At 48.3% G+C, this 16,190-nt stretch carries 12 protein-coding genes; all 12 read left to right on the top strand.

All coding sequences use genetic code 11. The annotated features are described in order from the left end of the window. The first annotated feature begins 3 nt into the window (after positions 1-3). The 12 genes from purQ to MHB43_RS04160 all read left to right on the top strand — a co-directional run bounded on the left by purQ (position 4) and on the right by MHB43_RS04160 (position 16,184). The gene (gene purQ, locus MHB43_RS04105) at positions 4-693 is read left to right on the top strand and encodes a phosphoribosylformylglycinamidine synthase subunit PurQ (protein ID WP_036606071.1); all 690 of its coding nucleotides are present in this window, start codon (positions 4-6) and stop codon (positions 691-693) included. Further along, positions 671-2,914 carry a phosphoribosylformylglycinamidine synthase subunit PurL gene (purL, locus tag MHB43_RS04110; RefSeq protein ID WP_405131392.1) on the top strand — a complete coding sequence of 748 codons (2,244 nt, stop codon included), beginning with the start codon at positions 671-673 and terminating at the stop codon, positions 2,912-2,914. Before purQ ends, purL begins: the two co-directional genes overlap by 23 nt. Continuing rightward, entirely contained in the window at positions 2,899-4,377 is a 1,479-nt protein-coding gene (gene purF / locus MHB43_RS04115) for an amidophosphoribosyltransferase (RefSeq protein ID WP_339181860.1), read from the top strand. Before purL ends, purF begins: the two co-directional genes overlap by 16 nt. A 443-nt stretch (positions 4,378-4,820) precedes the next feature. Further along, complete coding sequence (purM, locus tag MHB43_RS04120; RefSeq protein ID WP_339181862.1) at positions 4,821-5,861, top strand: phosphoribosylformylglycinamidine cyclo-ligase; 1,041 nt, start codon at positions 4,821-4,823, stop codon at positions 5,859-5,861. Beyond that, positions 5,861-6,478 carry a phosphoribosylglycinamide formyltransferase gene (gene purN / locus MHB43_RS04125; protein WP_405131393.1) on the top strand — a complete coding sequence of 206 codons (618 nt, stop codon included), beginning with the start codon at positions 5,861-5,863 and terminating at the stop codon, positions 6,476-6,478. The genes purM and purN overlap by 1 nt, the downstream gene beginning before the upstream one ends. Positions 6,479-6,771: 293 nt before the next feature. After that, positions 6,772-8,319, top strand: coding sequence for a bifunctional phosphoribosylaminoimidazolecarboxamide formyltransferase/IMP cyclohydrolase (gene purH, locus MHB43_RS04130; RefSeq protein ID WP_091019800.1), 1,548 nt, complete (start codon positions 6,772-6,774; stop codon positions 8,317-8,319). Positions 8,320-8,448: 129 nt separating this feature from the next. After that, positions 8,449-9,714, top strand: coding sequence for a phosphoribosylamine--glycine ligase (gene purD, locus MHB43_RS04135; RefSeq protein ID WP_405131394.1), 1,266 nt, complete (start codon positions 8,449-8,451; stop codon positions 9,712-9,714). Positions 9,715-10,432: 718 nt separating this feature from the next. Further along, positions 10,433-11,770: a hemolysin family protein gene (locus MHB43_RS04140; protein ID WP_405131395.1), complete on the top strand. Its 1,338-nt coding sequence runs from the start codon at positions 10,433-10,435 to the stop codon at positions 11,768-11,770. 234 nt (positions 11,771-12,004) lie between these two features. Then, positions 12,005-13,087 carry a hemolysin family protein gene (locus MHB43_RS04145; protein WP_221818713.1) on the top strand — a complete coding sequence of 361 codons (1,083 nt, stop codon included), beginning with the start codon at positions 12,005-12,007 and terminating at the stop codon, positions 13,085-13,087. 254 nt (positions 13,088-13,341) lie between these two features. Then, positions 13,342-14,292 carry a ring-cleaving dioxygenase gene (locus tag MHB43_RS04150; protein WP_405131396.1) on the top strand — a complete coding sequence of 317 codons (951 nt, stop codon included), beginning with the start codon at positions 13,342-13,344 and terminating at the stop codon, positions 14,290-14,292. A 14-nt stretch (positions 14,293-14,306) separates the two neighbouring features. Continuing rightward, positions 14,307-14,912, top strand: coding sequence for an alpha/beta hydrolase (locus tag MHB43_RS04155; RefSeq protein ID WP_405132389.1), 606 nt, complete (start codon positions 14,307-14,309; stop codon positions 14,910-14,912). A 381-nt stretch (positions 14,913-15,293) separates the two neighbouring features. Then, a complete protein-coding gene (locus MHB43_RS04160) occupies positions 15,294-16,184 on the top strand; it encodes an alpha/beta fold hydrolase (RefSeq protein ID WP_405131397.1) in 891 nt (296 codons plus the stop codon). Positions 16,185-16,190: the final 6 nt, after the last annotated feature.

The following is a 16,190-nucleotide window of genomic DNA, read 5'->3' on the forward strand; positions in this document are numbered from 1 at the left end:
CTCATGAAATTTGCAGTTCTTGTGTTCCCTGGCTCCAACTGCGACATCGACTGTTATAAGGCAGTGGAAGATGCCATTGGGCAAGAGGTTGATTATGTATGGCACACGGCTACAGATCTATCGGCTTATGATTGTATTTTAGTTCCGGGTGGTTTCTCTTATGGTGACTACTTGCGTTGCGGAGCGATTTCCCGCTTTGCACCGGTAATGAACGAGGTAGCGAAAGCTGCTGAACAAGGTAAATATATTTTGGGTATTTGCAACGGATTCCAGATCTTGACGGAAGCGGGATTGCTTCCAGGCGCATTGATCCGTAACACTTCCCTGAAATTCCGTTGTCACGATACGGTATTGAAAGTGGCAAACGCAGATACACCATTTACACGTGACTATGCACCGGGCGAAGAGATTATCATCCCGATTGCTCACGGTGAAGGAAACTATTATTGCGACGAGGAGACGCTCGCGAGTCTGCAAGCGAACAACCAGATCGTATTTACGTACGGGACCAACCCGAACGGTTCTCTGGGTGATATTGCAGGAGTCTGTAACGAGGCTGGAAACGTGGTCGGCATGATGCCGCATCCAGAGCGTGCAGTGGACTCACTGTTTGGTTCGGAAGACGGCAAACGTATGTTTACATCTATTTTGAAAGCATGGAGGGATCGGCATGACGCAGCAGCTATCCGCTAAGGAACCAACAGCAGAACAGGTCGCAGAACATAAACTTTACGCACAAATGGGCGTATCTGACAGCGAGTATGAGCTGATCTGTGAGTTCATGGGGCGCAAGCCAAACTACACGGAAATTGGTGTGTTCAGTGTAATGTGGTCCGAGCATTGTGCTTATAAAAACTCCAAGCCATTGCTGCGCCGTTTCCCAACCACTGGACCACGTGTCCTGATGGGACCTGGTGAAGGTGCCGGTATCGTGGATATCGGTGATAACCAGGCCGTTGTATTCAAAATTGAAAGCCATAACCATCCTTCCGCGGTTGAGCCTTATCAAGGTGCGGCAACAGGTGTGGGCGGCATTATCCGTGATATTTTCTCCATGGGCGCAAGACCGGTAGCCTTGCTGAACTCCCTTCGTTTCGGCAAGCTGGAGAGCGATCGCGTTAAATATTTGTTCGAACATGTTGTAGCGGGTATTGCTGGATACGGTAACTGTATCGGTATTCCTACGGTTGCAGGCGAAGTGATGTTTGATGAGAGCTACGAAGGTAATCCACTGGTTAACGCCATGTGTGTGGGTCTGATTGATCATGACAAGATTCAGCGCGGTGTAGCTAAAGGTGTAGGTAACCCGGTGTACTATGTGGGCCCACCAACAGGCCGGGATGGTATTCATGGAGCAACCTTTGCATCGGTTGAACTGACGGAAGAATCCGAGTCCCAACGGACAGCGGTTCAGGTCGGTGACCCGTTTATGGAAAAACTCGTCATGGAATCCTGTCTGGAATTGATCGACACGGGCATCGTGCTCGGTATTCAGGATATGGGTGCTGCGGGTCTGACATGTTCAAGTGCAGAGATGGCAAGTAAAGCGGGTAACGGTCTGGAACTGTATCTGGATCAGGTGCCACAGCGTGAAGAAGGCATGACGCCTTACGAGATGATGTTGTCCGAGTCCCAAGAACGCATGTTGTTCGTTGTTGAGCCGAAGGATGAGGCGCAGGCGATGGAAATCTTTGAACGTTGGGGCGTAATCTGTGCCAAAGTCGGTAAAGTAACGGATGATGGACGTCTGAAATTGATCCACCACGGCGAAGTTGTGGGAGATATGCCGGTAACGGCTTTGGTTGACGAATGCCCAGTGTATGACAAACCTTCTTCTGTACCTGCATACTACGAGCAAAGTGCTTCCATCGACACGCTTCGTTACGACGAAGTGTCGGATCTCGGCGGAGCGTTGAAACAAGTATTGGCTTCACCAACAGTAGCTAGTAAAAAATGGGTGTATGATCAATATGACTATATGGTGCGTACAAGCACTGCCGTTCGTCCGGGTTCGGATGCAGCTGTAGTTACGATTCGTGGCACACGCAAAGGTCTCGCGATGACAACCGACTGTAATGGACGTTATGTGTATCTTGATCCTGAAGTTGGTGGACGGATTGCCGTAAGTGAAGCAGCGCGTAACATTGTATGTTCCGGTGCTGAGCCGCTGGCGATTACCGACAACTTGAACTTCGGTAACCCGGAGAAGCCGGATATTTTCTGGCAAATGGAGAAAGCGGTAGACGGTATGGCGGAAGCTTGTCGTGTGCTGGATACGCCGGTTATCGGTGGTAACGTAAGTCTGTATAACGAAAACGCCAAAGGCTCCATCTATCCAACGCCAGTTGTCGGTATGGTAGGTCTCGTTCATGATACGGATCATATCACGACACAAGCATTCAAGTCCGAAGGTGATGTTATCATCCTCCTCGGTGAGACAAAAGCTGAACTGGGTGGCAGCGAGCTGCAATATGCGGTTCATGGTCAGACGGAAGGTCGTCCACCAGAACTGAACTTGCAAACGGAAAAAGCGTTGCTCAGCACGGTGCTGGAAGCTATTCAATCCGGTCTCGTTCGCTCGGCACATGACTTGTCTGAAGGCGGCTTGGCTGTTGCACTCGCAGAGTCTTGTATCGGCGGTAACGTAGGAGCACAGGTGAATGTGGAGACTGCACTGCGTGCAGATCACGCCCTGTTCAGTGAGAGCCAATCCCGTATCTTGTTGTCGGCTACGCCAGAGCAAGCGGGTAAACTTGAAGCATTTGTACGTGAGCGCGGTGTACCTGTAGCTGTGATTGGACGTGTAGAAGGAAGTAACCTGACGATTGAATTGAACGGAACATCAGCCGTGAGCGAACCTGTAGGAGGTTTGGCTCAGGTCTGGGAGGATGCGATTCCATGTCTCATGAACTGACGACAGGACCGTTGTGGACAGGCGATTATTATAATGAAGGGTCCGGCAAGGAAGGACTCGACAAATTGAAGGAAGAATGTGGCGTGTTCGGGGTGTTCAGACACCCTGACGCGGCTTCACTCTCCTATTATGGACTGCATGCGCTGCAACATCGGGGCGAAGAAAGTGCAGGCATGTGTGTGAGTGATGGCAGCCAGTTTAACTATCATCGCGGCATGGGTCTGGTGAAGGAAGTATTCACCAAAGACCTGATGCAGACGTTGACCGGGGATATTTCCATTGGACATGTCCGTTATTCAACAAGTGGTGACAGTAAACTGACGAACGCACAGCCATTGGTATTCAAATACCGTGATGGTGATCTGGCAGTAGCAACCAACGGAAACATTGTGAATGCACCAACGATTCGGCGTGAGCTGGAGCAGAGCGGGTCCATTTTCCAAACAACAAGTGATACCGAGGTTATTGCGCATCTGATTGCACGATCCTCCAAAGGGCTTGTGGAAGCGGCAAAAGAGGCATTCCAGCGCATTGTGGGTGGTTATGCGTTTCTGATCATGACCAATGACAAGCTGCTTGTGGCTTCCGATCCACACGGACTTCGTCCGCTGACGATGGGTAAGCTGGGAGATGCGTATCTGTTTGCATCCGAGACGTGTGCACTGGAAACAATCGGCGCAGAGTTAATCCGTGACATTGAACCGGGTGAACTGCTTGTGCTTGATGCAGATGGTCTGCACGAGGATCGCTTTGATCATCACAAACACCGCAAGGCATTATGCGCGATGGAATATATTTATTTTGCCCGTCCGGATAGTGATATGAATGGTACGAACCAGCATGCTGCCCGTAAACGGATGGGAAGCCGGATGGCGATTGAGTCGTTTGTGGATGCGGACTTGGTTACGGGGGTACCAGATTCCAGCATCTCGGCGGCCATTGGATACGCTGAACAGACAGGCATTCCTTATGAGATGGGTATGATCAAGAACAAATACACTGGACGTACGTTTATCCAGCCAAGCCAGGAATTGCGGGAGCAGGGCGTGAAGATGAAGCTGAGCGCTGTACGTCGCGTTGTGGAAGGCAAACGTGTGGTCATGATTGATGACTCCATCGTACGGGGAACAACCTCCCGTCGGATCGTTAACATGCTGCGTGATGCAGGAGCTACCGAGGTTCATGTGCGAATTACATCACCACCTTTCAAAAACCCGTGTTTCTACGGTATTGATACGCCTGACAGCCGCGAATTAATTGCTTCACAGTTGTCGGTGGAAGAAATTTGCCGTGAAATTAATGCGGACTCCCTGGAGTTCCTCAGTCCCGATGGACTGATTGCATCGATACAGGGAGATAATCAGGGTGATCCCAAGGGCGGGCTTTGCCTCGCATGTTTTGATCATGATTACCCAACCCGCCTCGACTTTGGCGGCGAGGAAAAATTCGGCTGCAGCTGTTAGCCCCAAGCCCCGCTTTGCGGAGCAACAGGGGCCCAGGTAGCGGTGCGAAGCCAGCTGCCCCCGGGCCAAGCCCGAACCCTTAAGCCCCGCCTTGCGGAGCAACAGGGGCTAGGGCAGCCAGGCGAAGCAGCTGCCACCCGGGCCAAGCCCGAGCCCTTAAGCCCCGCTTTGCGGAGCAACAGGGGCCTGGCAGCCGAGCGAAGCAGCTGCCCAGCGGGCTTGCCCCGCAGCGTAGCTGAGCGGGGTTCGCCGACCGATGGCTTGCAGCCAACGGAATCGGCGAACAATCCCGCGAGATCACGCACGAATCAACCATAGCAAGATCACACCAGCCACCTCTGCACCGCTTTTTTGGCGGGTGTCCAGAGGGCCTGCCAAGGTCCTATGGGGTCCTCCCGGGCGGGAGGATTTAGGTGGGGCGAAAAAAAAGGAGATGATTCCACTTGTCCGAAGCATATAAAAAGGCCGGCGTTGATATCGCGGCAGGTAATGAAGCGGTTGAACGGATGAAAAAACACGTGAAGCGTACCTTCCGTCCGGAAGTGATGACGGATCTGGGTGGATTCGGTGCCCTGTTCGGTTTGAACAAAGATAAATACGATGAGCCGGTGCTTGTATCCGGTACGGATGGCGTAGGTACCAAGCTGAAAATTGCATTTGCCATGGACCGTCACGATACCATCGGAATCGACGCGGTAGCGATGTGTGTGAACGACATTGTGGTACAGGGTGCAGAACCACTCTTCTTCCTTGACTATCTGGCATGTGACAAAGTCATTCCAGAGAAGATCGAAGCTATTGTTGCGGGAATCGCTGAAGGCTGTCATCAATCTGGATGTGCGCTGATCGGTGGCGAGACGGCGGAGATGCCAGGCATGTACAGTGAAGGCGAATACGATATTGCAGGATTCACGGTGGGTATTGTGGACAAAGCGAAGATCATCAATGGTACAACCATCGCATCTGGCGACACAGTGATTGGATTGGCCTCTAGTGGTGTGCATAGTAACGGATTCTCGCTGGTACGCCGACTTTTGTTGGAAGAAGCGGGACTTGATCTGCATGATGAAGTAGCGGAACTGGGCGGTAAGCTGGGTGATTCCCTGCTGGAACCTACAAAGATCTATGTTAAACCTCTGTTGTCCCTGCTGGAAAAGGTAAAAGTAAAAGGCATGGCACACATTACAGGTGGTGGCTTCATCGAGAATATCCCACGTATGTTGCCAAGCAACGTGAATGTGGATATTGACTACGGTTCTTGGCCGATCCTGCCGATCTTCAACCTGTTACAAGAAAAGGGAGCTGTCTCAAACCGTGACATGTTCACCACATTCAACATGGGTGTTGGGCTTGTACTGGTCGTTAATGAAGCAGATGCAACAGAAGCGCTGCAACAACTGAAAGCATCTGGTGAAGAAGCGTACATTATTGGCCGTGTGACTGAAGGAGATGCGCGAGTAACCTTCACGGGAGCGGATGTTTAATGGCAAACTACCGCATAGCTGTATTTGCCTCGGGTGAAGGGTCTAACTTTCAGTCATTGGTCGATGCAGTACGAAACGGTGGGCTGGATGCATCCATAGATCTGCTCGTGTGTGATAAACCGGCTGCACGTGTTGTGCAGCGGGCACAGGACGCAGGCGTGGAATGTCATCTGTTTACTCCGAAAAATTATGCTTCCCGTGAAGCCTATGAGTCAGAGATCGTGGAAGTGCTCGAATCCAAAAAGATCGACCTGGTCGTTCTTGCCGGATATATGAGATTGCTGACTTCCGTTGTGGTGGATCGTTACGCAGGGCGGTTGATTAACATTCATCCGTCCTTGCTACCGGCATTTGCAGGTAAGGATGCGATTGGACAGGCATTGGAATACGGTGTGAAAGTTACGGGTGTGACCGTGCATTTTGTGGACGGAGGCATGGATACCGGACCGATTATTGCCCAGCATCCCGTTCCAATTCTGCCAGAGGATACGCCTGAATCAATCAGCCGTTCCATCCATGCAGCCGAACAGCAGTTATACCCTGAAGTTGTTTCCTGGTTCGCGCAAGGTTTGGTTCAATTAGACGGACGTCACGTCACTGTTAACAAACCGGTTTAATATAAGTTGAATTTTTTTACACATTAACGGAGAGGACAGAAAAAACCTGAAAAAGCGAAGCGTTCGCCTTTATCACCGGATTTTCCCTTTAAGAAAAGGGAATCAAAAAATCTGGGGATAACAGCGATTGGAAGGTTGTTCTGTCATCGGAGTGTCCCGTGTAAACATCTTGGTTCAACTTCTATAACAGAAGTCGAATATTGGTACGCATTTTGTGATATTTCTCGGGAAATAAATCGGCTGTGTTTCGTCAGGAAACGCGAAGCTATGGGACATTAAAGGAGGAGCATATTGTGAGTATCAAAAGAGCGCTGGTTAGCGTATCGGATAAAACGGGCATCGTGGACTTTTGCCGCGAGCTGTCGCAAATGGGTGTGGAGATTATTTCGACAGGAGGTACAAGCAGCCTGTTGTCGAAGGAAGGCGTACCTGTCATCGGAATTTCGGATGTGACCGGATTTCCGGAAATCATGGACGGACGTGTCAAAACATTGCATCCGGCAGTTCATAGTGGGTTGTTGGCTGTGCGTGATAACGAAGAGCACACACGTCAGATGGAAGAACTCGGTCTCGGCTATATCGATCTGGTTGTCGTGAACCTGTATCCATTCCAAGAGACTATTGCGAAACCGGACGTAGCATACGAAGATGCCATCGAGAACATCGATATTGGCGGTCCAACGATGCTTCGCTCGGCAGCCAAAAACCATGCCTTTGTCAGTGTCGTTGTAGACGCATCTGATTACAGCCAAGTGCTGGAGGAAGTGCGCAACGATGGAGATACCACTCTCGAAACTCGCAAACGGCTTGCGGCAAAAGTGTTCCGTCATACGGCGGCTTACGATGCACTCATCTCCGACTACCTGTCCAACGTAAATGGTGATCCACTGCCAGAGCGTCTGACGGTTACTTACGAAAAACTCCAGGATTTGCGTTATGGCGAAAATCCACACCAGCAGGCGGCATTCTACCGCAAACCGCTGGCTGCTCAAGATACGTTGACAACAGCCGAGCAATTGCATGGCAAAGAGTTGTCTTACAATAACATCAACGATGCGAACGCAGCATTGCAGATCGTCAAAGAATTTGAAGAACCAGCCGTTGTCGCAGTTAAACATATGAACCCATGCGGCGTAGGTATTGGCGCAAGTATCTATGAAGCTTATAGCAAAGCATATGCTGCAGATCCAACGTCTATCTTTGGTGGCATTGTGGCAGCGAACCGCATTATCGACAGCGATACAGCGGGCAAATTGAGCGAGATTTTCCTGGAAATCGTACTTGCTCCTGATTTTACACAAGAGGCTCTTGATATCCTGACGAAAAAGAAAAACATTCGTTTGCTCAAAACAGGCGAACTGAATGCTGCTCGTAAACGGGAGAGCCAATTCGTGGTAACGTCTATCGACGGTGGCATGATCGTGCAACAGTCCGATGTACACTCCATCGAAGCGAGCGAGTTGAATGTTGTAACCGATCGTGCGCCATCGGAAGAAGAACTGAAACAGCTGTTGTTTGGCTGGAAAGTAGTTAAACACGTGAAATCCAACGCGATTGTACTTGCTGCGAATGACATGACGGTGGGTGTGGGCGCTGGACAAATGAATCGTGTGGGTGCAGCCAAAATTGCGATTGAACAAGCGGGCGAGCAAGCAAAAGGTGCTATTCTGGCATCTGATGCGTTCTTCCCAATGGGTGATACGCTGGAACTGGCAGCAAAAGCCGGAATTACAGCGGTAATTCAACCGGGTGGTTCGATCAAAGATGAAGAATCCATTAAAGTAGCGAATGAATACGGAATTGCCATGGTCTTCACAGGAGTTCGTCACTTCAAACACTAGAACGAAAAAGGTTTAAATAAGGGGTGTCGCCTGTCATGCTAATGACTTATGGTACACCCCCTCTTTTTTAGGTTTTTCAACACGCATTAGCGTAACAAATTCAGTTATGCATGGAGGGGGACAGAACGAATGAATATTTTGGTAGTAGGCGGCGGTGGCCGGGAACATGCAATCATCTGGGCACTGGCGAAGAGTCCAAAGGTAGACAAGATACACTGTGCACCGGGAAATGCAGGTATTGCTCAGCTTGCTGAGTGTCATGCCATTGCGGTAAATGAATTCGATAAACTAACGGCTCTGGCTGTAGAGCTTAAAGTAGGTCTGGTGGTTATTGGTCCGGATGATCCGTTGGCGGATGGAATCGTGGATGCATTTGATTCGACAGGTATTCCGGTATTCGGACCTCGTCGTAATGCAGCAGAGATCGAGGGAAGTAAAACGTTCATGAAGGATCTGCTGCACAAATACAACATTCCAACCGCAGCCTATGAGAAATTCGACAACTACGAACAAGCTCAAGCATACCTGAATGAGCAAGCAATTCCGGTTGTCATCAAGGCAGATGGACTGGCAGCGGGCAAAGGTGTGACCGTAGCTTATTCGCGTGAAGAGGCTGATCAGGCTCTGCGTAGCATCATGGTGGAGAAGGTATTTGGTGAAGCGGGAGCCAAAGTAATCATCGAGGAATTCCTCGCAGGGCAGGAAATGTCGATTCTGGCTTTTGTCGATGGGGAGACGGTTCGTCCAATGGCGGCAGCACAGGATCACAAACCTGTATTCGATAATGATCAGGGGCCAAACACAGGCGGTATGGGTACATATTCACCTTTGCCACACATTCCTGCATCCATTATTGAAGAAGCCGTGGAGACGATCATCAAACCAACTGCCAAAGCAATGGTGTCCGAAGGACGTCCGTTCCAGGGGGTATTATTTGCCGGACTGATGATCTCGCCGGATGGCAAACCCAAAACGATTGAGTTCAACGCACGTTTTGGTGATCCGGAAACACAGGTTGTATTGCCACGTCTGAAGAGCGACTTGTTTGATATCTTCTGGGCAACCGTTCATGGCAAGCTGGCTGATATTGAGATTGAATGGAGTGATGAAGCCGCAGTATGTGTGGTGCTTGCTTCAGGAGGTTATCCGGGTCCTTATGCCAAAGGCGTAGTCATTGAAGGACTGGATCAAGTGCAAGATGCCGTGGTATTCCACGCAGGTACAGCGCGTAGTGAAGCAGGAGACTGGGTCACGAATGGTGGACGGATCCTGGGCGTAGTTGGCCTTGGCGCGGATATTGCAGAAGCTAGAAACAAAGCCTACGCACAGGCGGAATGTATCCATTTTGATGGTAAACATCAGCGAACGGATATTGCTGCCAAAGCACTGGTGTAGAATGAATATTAAGAGCCCGTAAAGATGTGCGCCGTAAGGTTGTTGCATCCTACGGGCTCTTTACTACGTATATAGATGTATCTTGTGCAAATGGCCGGACTTGTCCATATGGGGAAAGAACATGGGGAAGATTCAAAACGGGATTAAATCAGGGAGATCCGGCATGTTTAATGCCCTAAAGTAAGGGGTAGTATTTTTATAAATTGGACTATACTAAACATGTGAACAATATCACATTATGAGGTAAATCAATCATATTATATAAAGTACGTAACATACATAGAGACTAATTTGTGAACATTATACTGTAAGCTTGTGGCAAACCATAACGTGCAACTGGATGGTTGAGCGGGAAACATGGTATACTTTTCGGAAACAGGAATGAGTACGAGGGGAGGTGGATATCTATTGGGTAGGCGATATTGTAAATTGTCCAAATGGCGAATCTAGGTGGAGTTAAGCGAGGAACAATTGACAGCATGAGGGGTAACCCGATTTGAATGAAGAAGTTTCTGCAAGTCATTGACTTCATCTTGAATTCCTGTTTTGTAATTTTACAAGGTCAAACGTAAGACTTATACAAAAGATATCATTGAAATCAATTTTATATAAGGCAGACGTCGTGTTGAAAGACTAACAGTTGATGAATGGTTAACACAGTTAACGGATCACGCTGTAACTATCTCTGGAGGTGAATCCCTGAGAACCGGGGAAATCATTGGACATAATTACCATATTGAATATCGCTTTACTTATTATCTTGATTGCATTGACTGCATTTTTCGTAGCATCGGAATTTGCTGTAGTCAAAATTCGTACATCAAGAGTGGATCAACTGGTCGCGGAGGGCAATAAAAAGGCTGTACTCGCCAAAAAAGTTGTCTCGGACCTGGATTATTATCTGTCAGCCTGTCAGCTCGGTATTACGGTCACTGCTCTGGGACTGGGAGCGCTCGGAAAACCGACGGTTGAGAGATTGTTATATCCGGTATTCAATTATTTAGATGTACCTGCTTCAATCTCGTCGATTGCTTCCTATGCGATCGCCTTTATACTCGTCACGTTCTTGCATGTGGTTGTTGGTGAGATGGCACCCAAAACGCTGGCGATTCAGTTTTCTGAAAAACTGACGTTGATGCTCTCCCCATCGCTATACTGGTTTGGTAAAGTCATGTACCCATTCATCTGGGCGCTTAATGGAGCCTCTCGTGTTCTTCTGCGGGGATTCGGTGTGAAGCCTGCCGAACATGATCAAGCCTACTCGGAGGACGAGATTAAAATCATCATGAACCAGAGTTATGAAGGGGACGAGGACAACAAGACCAAGCTTTCATATCTGGAAAATGTATTTGTGTTCGACGAACGTGATGCCAAAGACATCATGGTACCGCGTACGGAACTGGTGACATTAGATCAGGATATGACCTATGACGATATTATTCCTATATTGGATGAACATAACTATTCACGTTACCCTGTCATCGAGGATGGGGACAAAGACCGCATTATCGGCGTTGTGAATGTGAAAAAGATTTTGCCTGACATGGTAGCCGCAAGATCATATCAGCTAAGCGAGTTCGTTCGTGAGATCCCATTTGTTTCCGAAGTTACAAGTATCCAGGATGCGATGATTAAAATGCAGCAGGAACGTGTACACATGGCTGTAGTCGTGGATGAATACGGCGGCACCTCGGGAATCATTACGATGGAGGATATTCTAGAGGAGCTTGTCGGTGAGATTCGTGATGAATTCGATGCCGATGAGGTGGCGGATATCCAGGAAACCGGAGAGAATCAATATCTCATTAATGGCCGGGTACTTTTGGATGAAGTGGAGCGGCAGTTCGGGCTTAGCTTTGAAGGAAATGAAGAGATGGATACCGTTGCGGGATGGATTCAATACCAGAAGGGTGTAGGTGTGGAAAAAGGAGACACGGTAGAACACGGCGATTATGTCTGGACCGTTGTTGATACCGAAAACTATCACATCAAACAAGTTCTTCTGGAACGAGTGAGCGGCGCGCAGGTTGAGGAAGCTACTAGCGATCTTGCATGATCTTGCCCTCAGAAATTTAAAGCGTTTTGGCAACGTAACAGTGTAGGAGATGGAATCGATTCTGAAGAAGCGTAGCGTTCGTGTTTGCAAACCAATTTTAACCCTTTGAAAACAACAATCAGGAAAATTTGGAGGCAATGGCGATCGGAAGAACGATCCGTAACCGGAACATCACTCGTGCAACCTTAATATAAATTTTACTTGGAGGTGAATCCCTCAACCTGAGGGAAATCATTGGACGGAATAATAGCCTTGAATTTATTTTTAGTAGCCGTATTTATAGGTCTGACAGCCTTTTTTGTTGGAGCCGAATTTGCAATTCTTAAAGTACGGATGTCCCGAATCGATCAATTGATCTCGGAAGGGAACAAAAAGGCAGTACTGGCCAAAAAAGTGGCGCACAACCTGGATTATTATCTGTCGGCATGTCAATTGGGGATTACCATCACGGCGCTGGTATTGGGAGCCTTGGGTGAACCTACCGTTGAGAAAATGCTGCATCCGCTGTTTGAGCGAATGGAAGTTCCAGCGGCGTTGTCTACCGTTCTTTCCTACGGTATCGCTCTGGCGATCATTACGTTCCTGCACGTGGTTATTGGTGAATTGGCACCAAAAACCCTGGCGATCCAGTTTGCAGAGAGAATGACGTTGTTGTTGGCACCACCACTGTACTGGTTCGGTAAAATCATGAATCCGTTCATTTATGCATTAAATGGAGCTGCTCGTCTGTTGCTTGGCATATTTGGTGTAAAACCTGCCGGGCATGATACCGTTCACTCGGAGGAAGAGCTGAAACTGATTATGGCAAAGAGTTATGAGAGTGGCGAGATCAATCAGACGGAGCTGGACTATCTCAAAAACATTTTTGCTTTTGATGAGCGTTTGCTTCAGGAGATCATGATTCCAAGAGATAAAATTGTTACGTTAAATAAGGAAATGCCGCTTGATCAGATCATTGAAACGCTGAATCGACATGAATACACGCGATACCCTGTTATTGCAAATGGGGATCAGGCACATTTTGTTGGCTTTATTAATACCAAAGAAATGCTGACGAGTGTAGCTGCGGGCAGAGATTTCAATATGGAGACATTTGTTCACAATACGCCGAGTTTCTCCGAGCGTTCTCCAATCAAGGATGTACTGATCCAGATGCAGCAGAGCCGTGTACACATTGCAACCGTGAAAAACGAGGCAGGTGCTACGGTAGGTATGGTTACGATGGAGGATATCCTTGAAGAGATTGTCGGAGATATCAAGGATGAATACGAGCATAAAGATTTGGTGAATCCACCAAAAAGAATGAAACTGGTTTAAGAAGCAGTAATACAAAAGTAATACAGGAATACGAAGCAACCTAATCAATCGTTATAACGATATGCAGGTTCCCGGAGTGATCGGGGCCTGCTTTTTGTATTAAATCTTAATTTTAAAATAAAAGCTTGCATATTGAGGTCCAATGGATTAATATAAATTTAAAGAATCTTAAATTAAAGATAAATAACGAAAAGCTATAAATAAAAGAAGCAAAAAAAACCTATGATACAACTAAAACCAAGGGAGTGGAGATTATGTTCAGAACTTCAGGAATTCATCATATTACAGCTTTTGTAGACGATGCGCAGAAAAACGTTGATTTCTATGCAGGTGTATTGGCGCTCAGACTGGTGAAAAAAACAATTAACTTTGATGCACCAGACGTGTATCACTTGTATTACGGGAATGAGCAGGGTGCACCGGGCACAATCATTACCTTTTTCCCACAGCAAAATTCAAGAAGAGGTGTCATTGGTTCCGGTCAGACTGGAGTTACCGTATATGCGGTTCCGGTAGGAAGCCTGCCTTTCTGGAAAGAACGTCTCTCTTCCTTCGATATTCCATATGAAAATAAAACCAGATTCGGTGAGCAATACATTCGTTTCTTCGACAAAGGCGGTCTGCTGCTTGAACTGGTAGAGCGTGAAGGTGGTCAGCCAAGCAGCTGGACTTTCAACGGTGTGACACCGGAGCATGCCATCAAAGGATTTGGCGGAGCCGTATTGTTCAGCCACGTTCCTGAGAAAACCATGGACGTCTTGGTGAGTAAACTGGGTCTGGAGCAAGTCGGTGAAGAGAACGGACTCCTTCGTCTTCAGGCAAGCGGCGATATCGGTCAGATCATCGATATTCAGTCCACAGGCATCCAGCGCGGGATTGGTGGAGCCGGAACGGTCCACCATATTGCATGGCGTGCCAAAGATTACGTGGAACATGAACAAATTCAGCAGGATCTTGAACAATCCGGATATCATCCAACGCCAGTCATTGACCGTCAATACTTCAACGCTGTGTATTTCCGGGAGCCGGGTGGTATACTGTTCGAACTGGCTACGGATCCTCCAGGATTTGCACGGGATGAACCAGCAGAGAGCATGGGTGAGAAACTGATGTTGCCTGAATGGTATGAACCACAGCGTGAGCAGATTGAACAATTGTTGCCACGAATTGAAGTACGTGAATGGAAAGGAGAGTCCAAATCATGACCACAACCAATACAATGAAACATATCTATAAAGCAGGTGCTCAGCCGGATGCTCCAACAATCCTGTTGCTTCATGGCACAGGAGGAACCGAGAATGATCTGATCGGTCTGGCGGAGATGATCGCACCAGGAGCTGGCATACTTGGGGTGCGGGGTAATATATCGGAGAACGGGATGCCCCGTTTCTTCCGGCGCTTGGCTGAAGGTGTTTTTGATGAAGAGGATCTGATTGCTCGTACAGCTGAGCTGGGATCTTTTGTCGATGCAGCTGCGGTGGAATATGGCTTCGATCGGTCCAACGTGTATGCACTGGGTTACTCTAACGGTGCCAACATTGCAGCAAGCCTGATCTTCCATCAAGCAAATGTATTCAAAGGTGCAATTCTGCATCACCCAATGGTACCGCTGCGCGGACTGGAACTACCGGATCTGAAAGGTCTGCCTGTGTTCATTGGTGCGGGCGAGAACGATCCGATTGTACCCAGACGTGAGACGGAGGAACTTGCTTCGTTGCTGAGCGGTGCAGGTGCCAATGTAAACACACATTGGGAGCGTCAAGGTCATCAGTTGACTCGTACCGAAGCAGAAGCTGCGGCAACTTGGTTTAAGACACAGGCATAAATTGTTGTTTCCTTATTAAATGAGCGATATGTTTAATCCTGGGTATCGTGAAGCTAAAGCAGTTAAAAACAGCCCTGATGGAAATTGAAATCGGGCTGTTTTTTTATATTTTATATATGATGCCTAGCCGCATAGTGGCAGGGACAGTTACCCGATCCGATTATGGATCGGGTTTTCTTTTTGCATAAGGAAAAAGGAGGCTTAGCAGAACGGTGGGGCGGGGAATGATCCTTGAAACGTGATAGAAGTGACAGAACGGCTGTATTTTGCTGAAGTAACATGGTTGTCGTAAAGCATGGATTATTCTATAATGAAGTAATTGATAATCATTTTCAATTAGATTCGGTGATAGATGACTATGCACGTAATCAGGAGGGGAATATGAATCCTAACCCTAGCTCTCATACGTTTGGTTCAAGTGCGTTTGTTCAGACCCGCGATGGTCGCAAACTACATTATATGTCCAAGGGGACAGGAGACCTGACGGTGGTGTTTGAATCCGGTATGGGCGCCTCCAGATCAAACTGGGGACTGGTTGCACCAGCCATTGCTGAGCATGCACGTGCAGTCGTGTATGACCGGGCAGGGGCGGGACGAAGTGATGTCGACTTGGCTCCCCGCAGCCTTGAACGTATTGCAGGGGATCTTGGGGAACTGCTGACAGCTCTGGGCCCGGGCCCATTCATTCTGGTTGGACATAGCTGGGGAGGTCCGATTGTACGGGCTACGGCAGCTGCACATCTATCTCGATTACGTGGCATTATCCTGGTAGATCCATCAGACGAGCATTGCGAAATGTATTTTTCCAAGCTTACTAAAAAGAGCTTTGCCATCAATGGTTTCATTATTCCAATCATGGCGCGGACTGGCTTATATAAGATGCTTGGCAGCAAAGCTGGAAGTGTTCAGCCTGACGATGTGGCAGCAGATCACCTCAAGGAGGATTTTACTGTACAGGCAGCCAGCACGATGCTTGAGGAAGGCAAAACATTTCTGGATGACATGGCAGCGCTACTGAAACATCCTCCGGCTCTGGGTGATCTGGAAGTTAGCGTGATCTCGGGTACGAACCCGGGCAAGGGAGAGGGGAAAATCAGACCCGCCCTTATCACGGCGCATCACCAGACGGTGAGCCAGCTATCCAATGCGAGATGGATTGGGGCCGATCAATCGGGACATATGGTTATGTATACAGACCCTCAGGTCATTATTGATGAAATTGTACGAATGATAAATGATGAGAGCTCAGGCGCAAGAACAGAGCAAAAGTGATACAAT

The organism is Paenibacillus sp. FSL H8-0317 (assembly GCF_045040685.1).
Classification (GTDB): Bacteria; Bacillota; Bacilli; order Paenibacillales; family Paenibacillaceae; genus Paenibacillus.

Bases quoted from the DNA above. Each gene is read 5' to 3' on its own strand.
- purQ (WP_036606071.1), top strand. From the start codon at position 4: ATGAAATTTGCAGTTCTTGTGTTCCCTGGCTCCAACTGCGACATCGAC.
- purL (WP_405131392.1), top strand. From the start codon at position 671: ATGACGCAGCAGCTATCCGCTAAGGAACCAACAGCAGAACAGGTCGCA.
- purF (WP_339181860.1), top strand. From the start codon at position 2,899: ATGTCTCATGAACTGACGACAGGACCGTTGTGGACAGGCGATTATTAT.
- purN (WP_405131393.1), top strand. From the start codon at position 5,861: ATGGCAAACTACCGCATAGCTGTATTTGCCTCGGGTGAAGGGTCTAAC.
- purD (WP_405131394.1), top strand. From the start codon at position 8,449: ATGAATATTTTGGTAGTAGGCGGCGGTGGCCGGGAACATGCAATCATC.
- MHB43_RS04150 (WP_405131396.1), top strand. From the start codon at position 13,342: ATGTTCAGAACTTCAGGAATTCATCATATTACAGCTTTTGTAGACGAT.
- MHB43_RS04155 (WP_405132389.1), top strand. From the start codon at position 14,307: ATGAAACATATCTATAAAGCAGGTGCTCAGCCGGATGCTCCAACAATC.
- MHB43_RS04160 (WP_405131397.1), top strand. From the start codon at position 15,294: ATGAATCCTAACCCTAGCTCTCATACGTTTGGTTCAAGTGCGTTTGTT.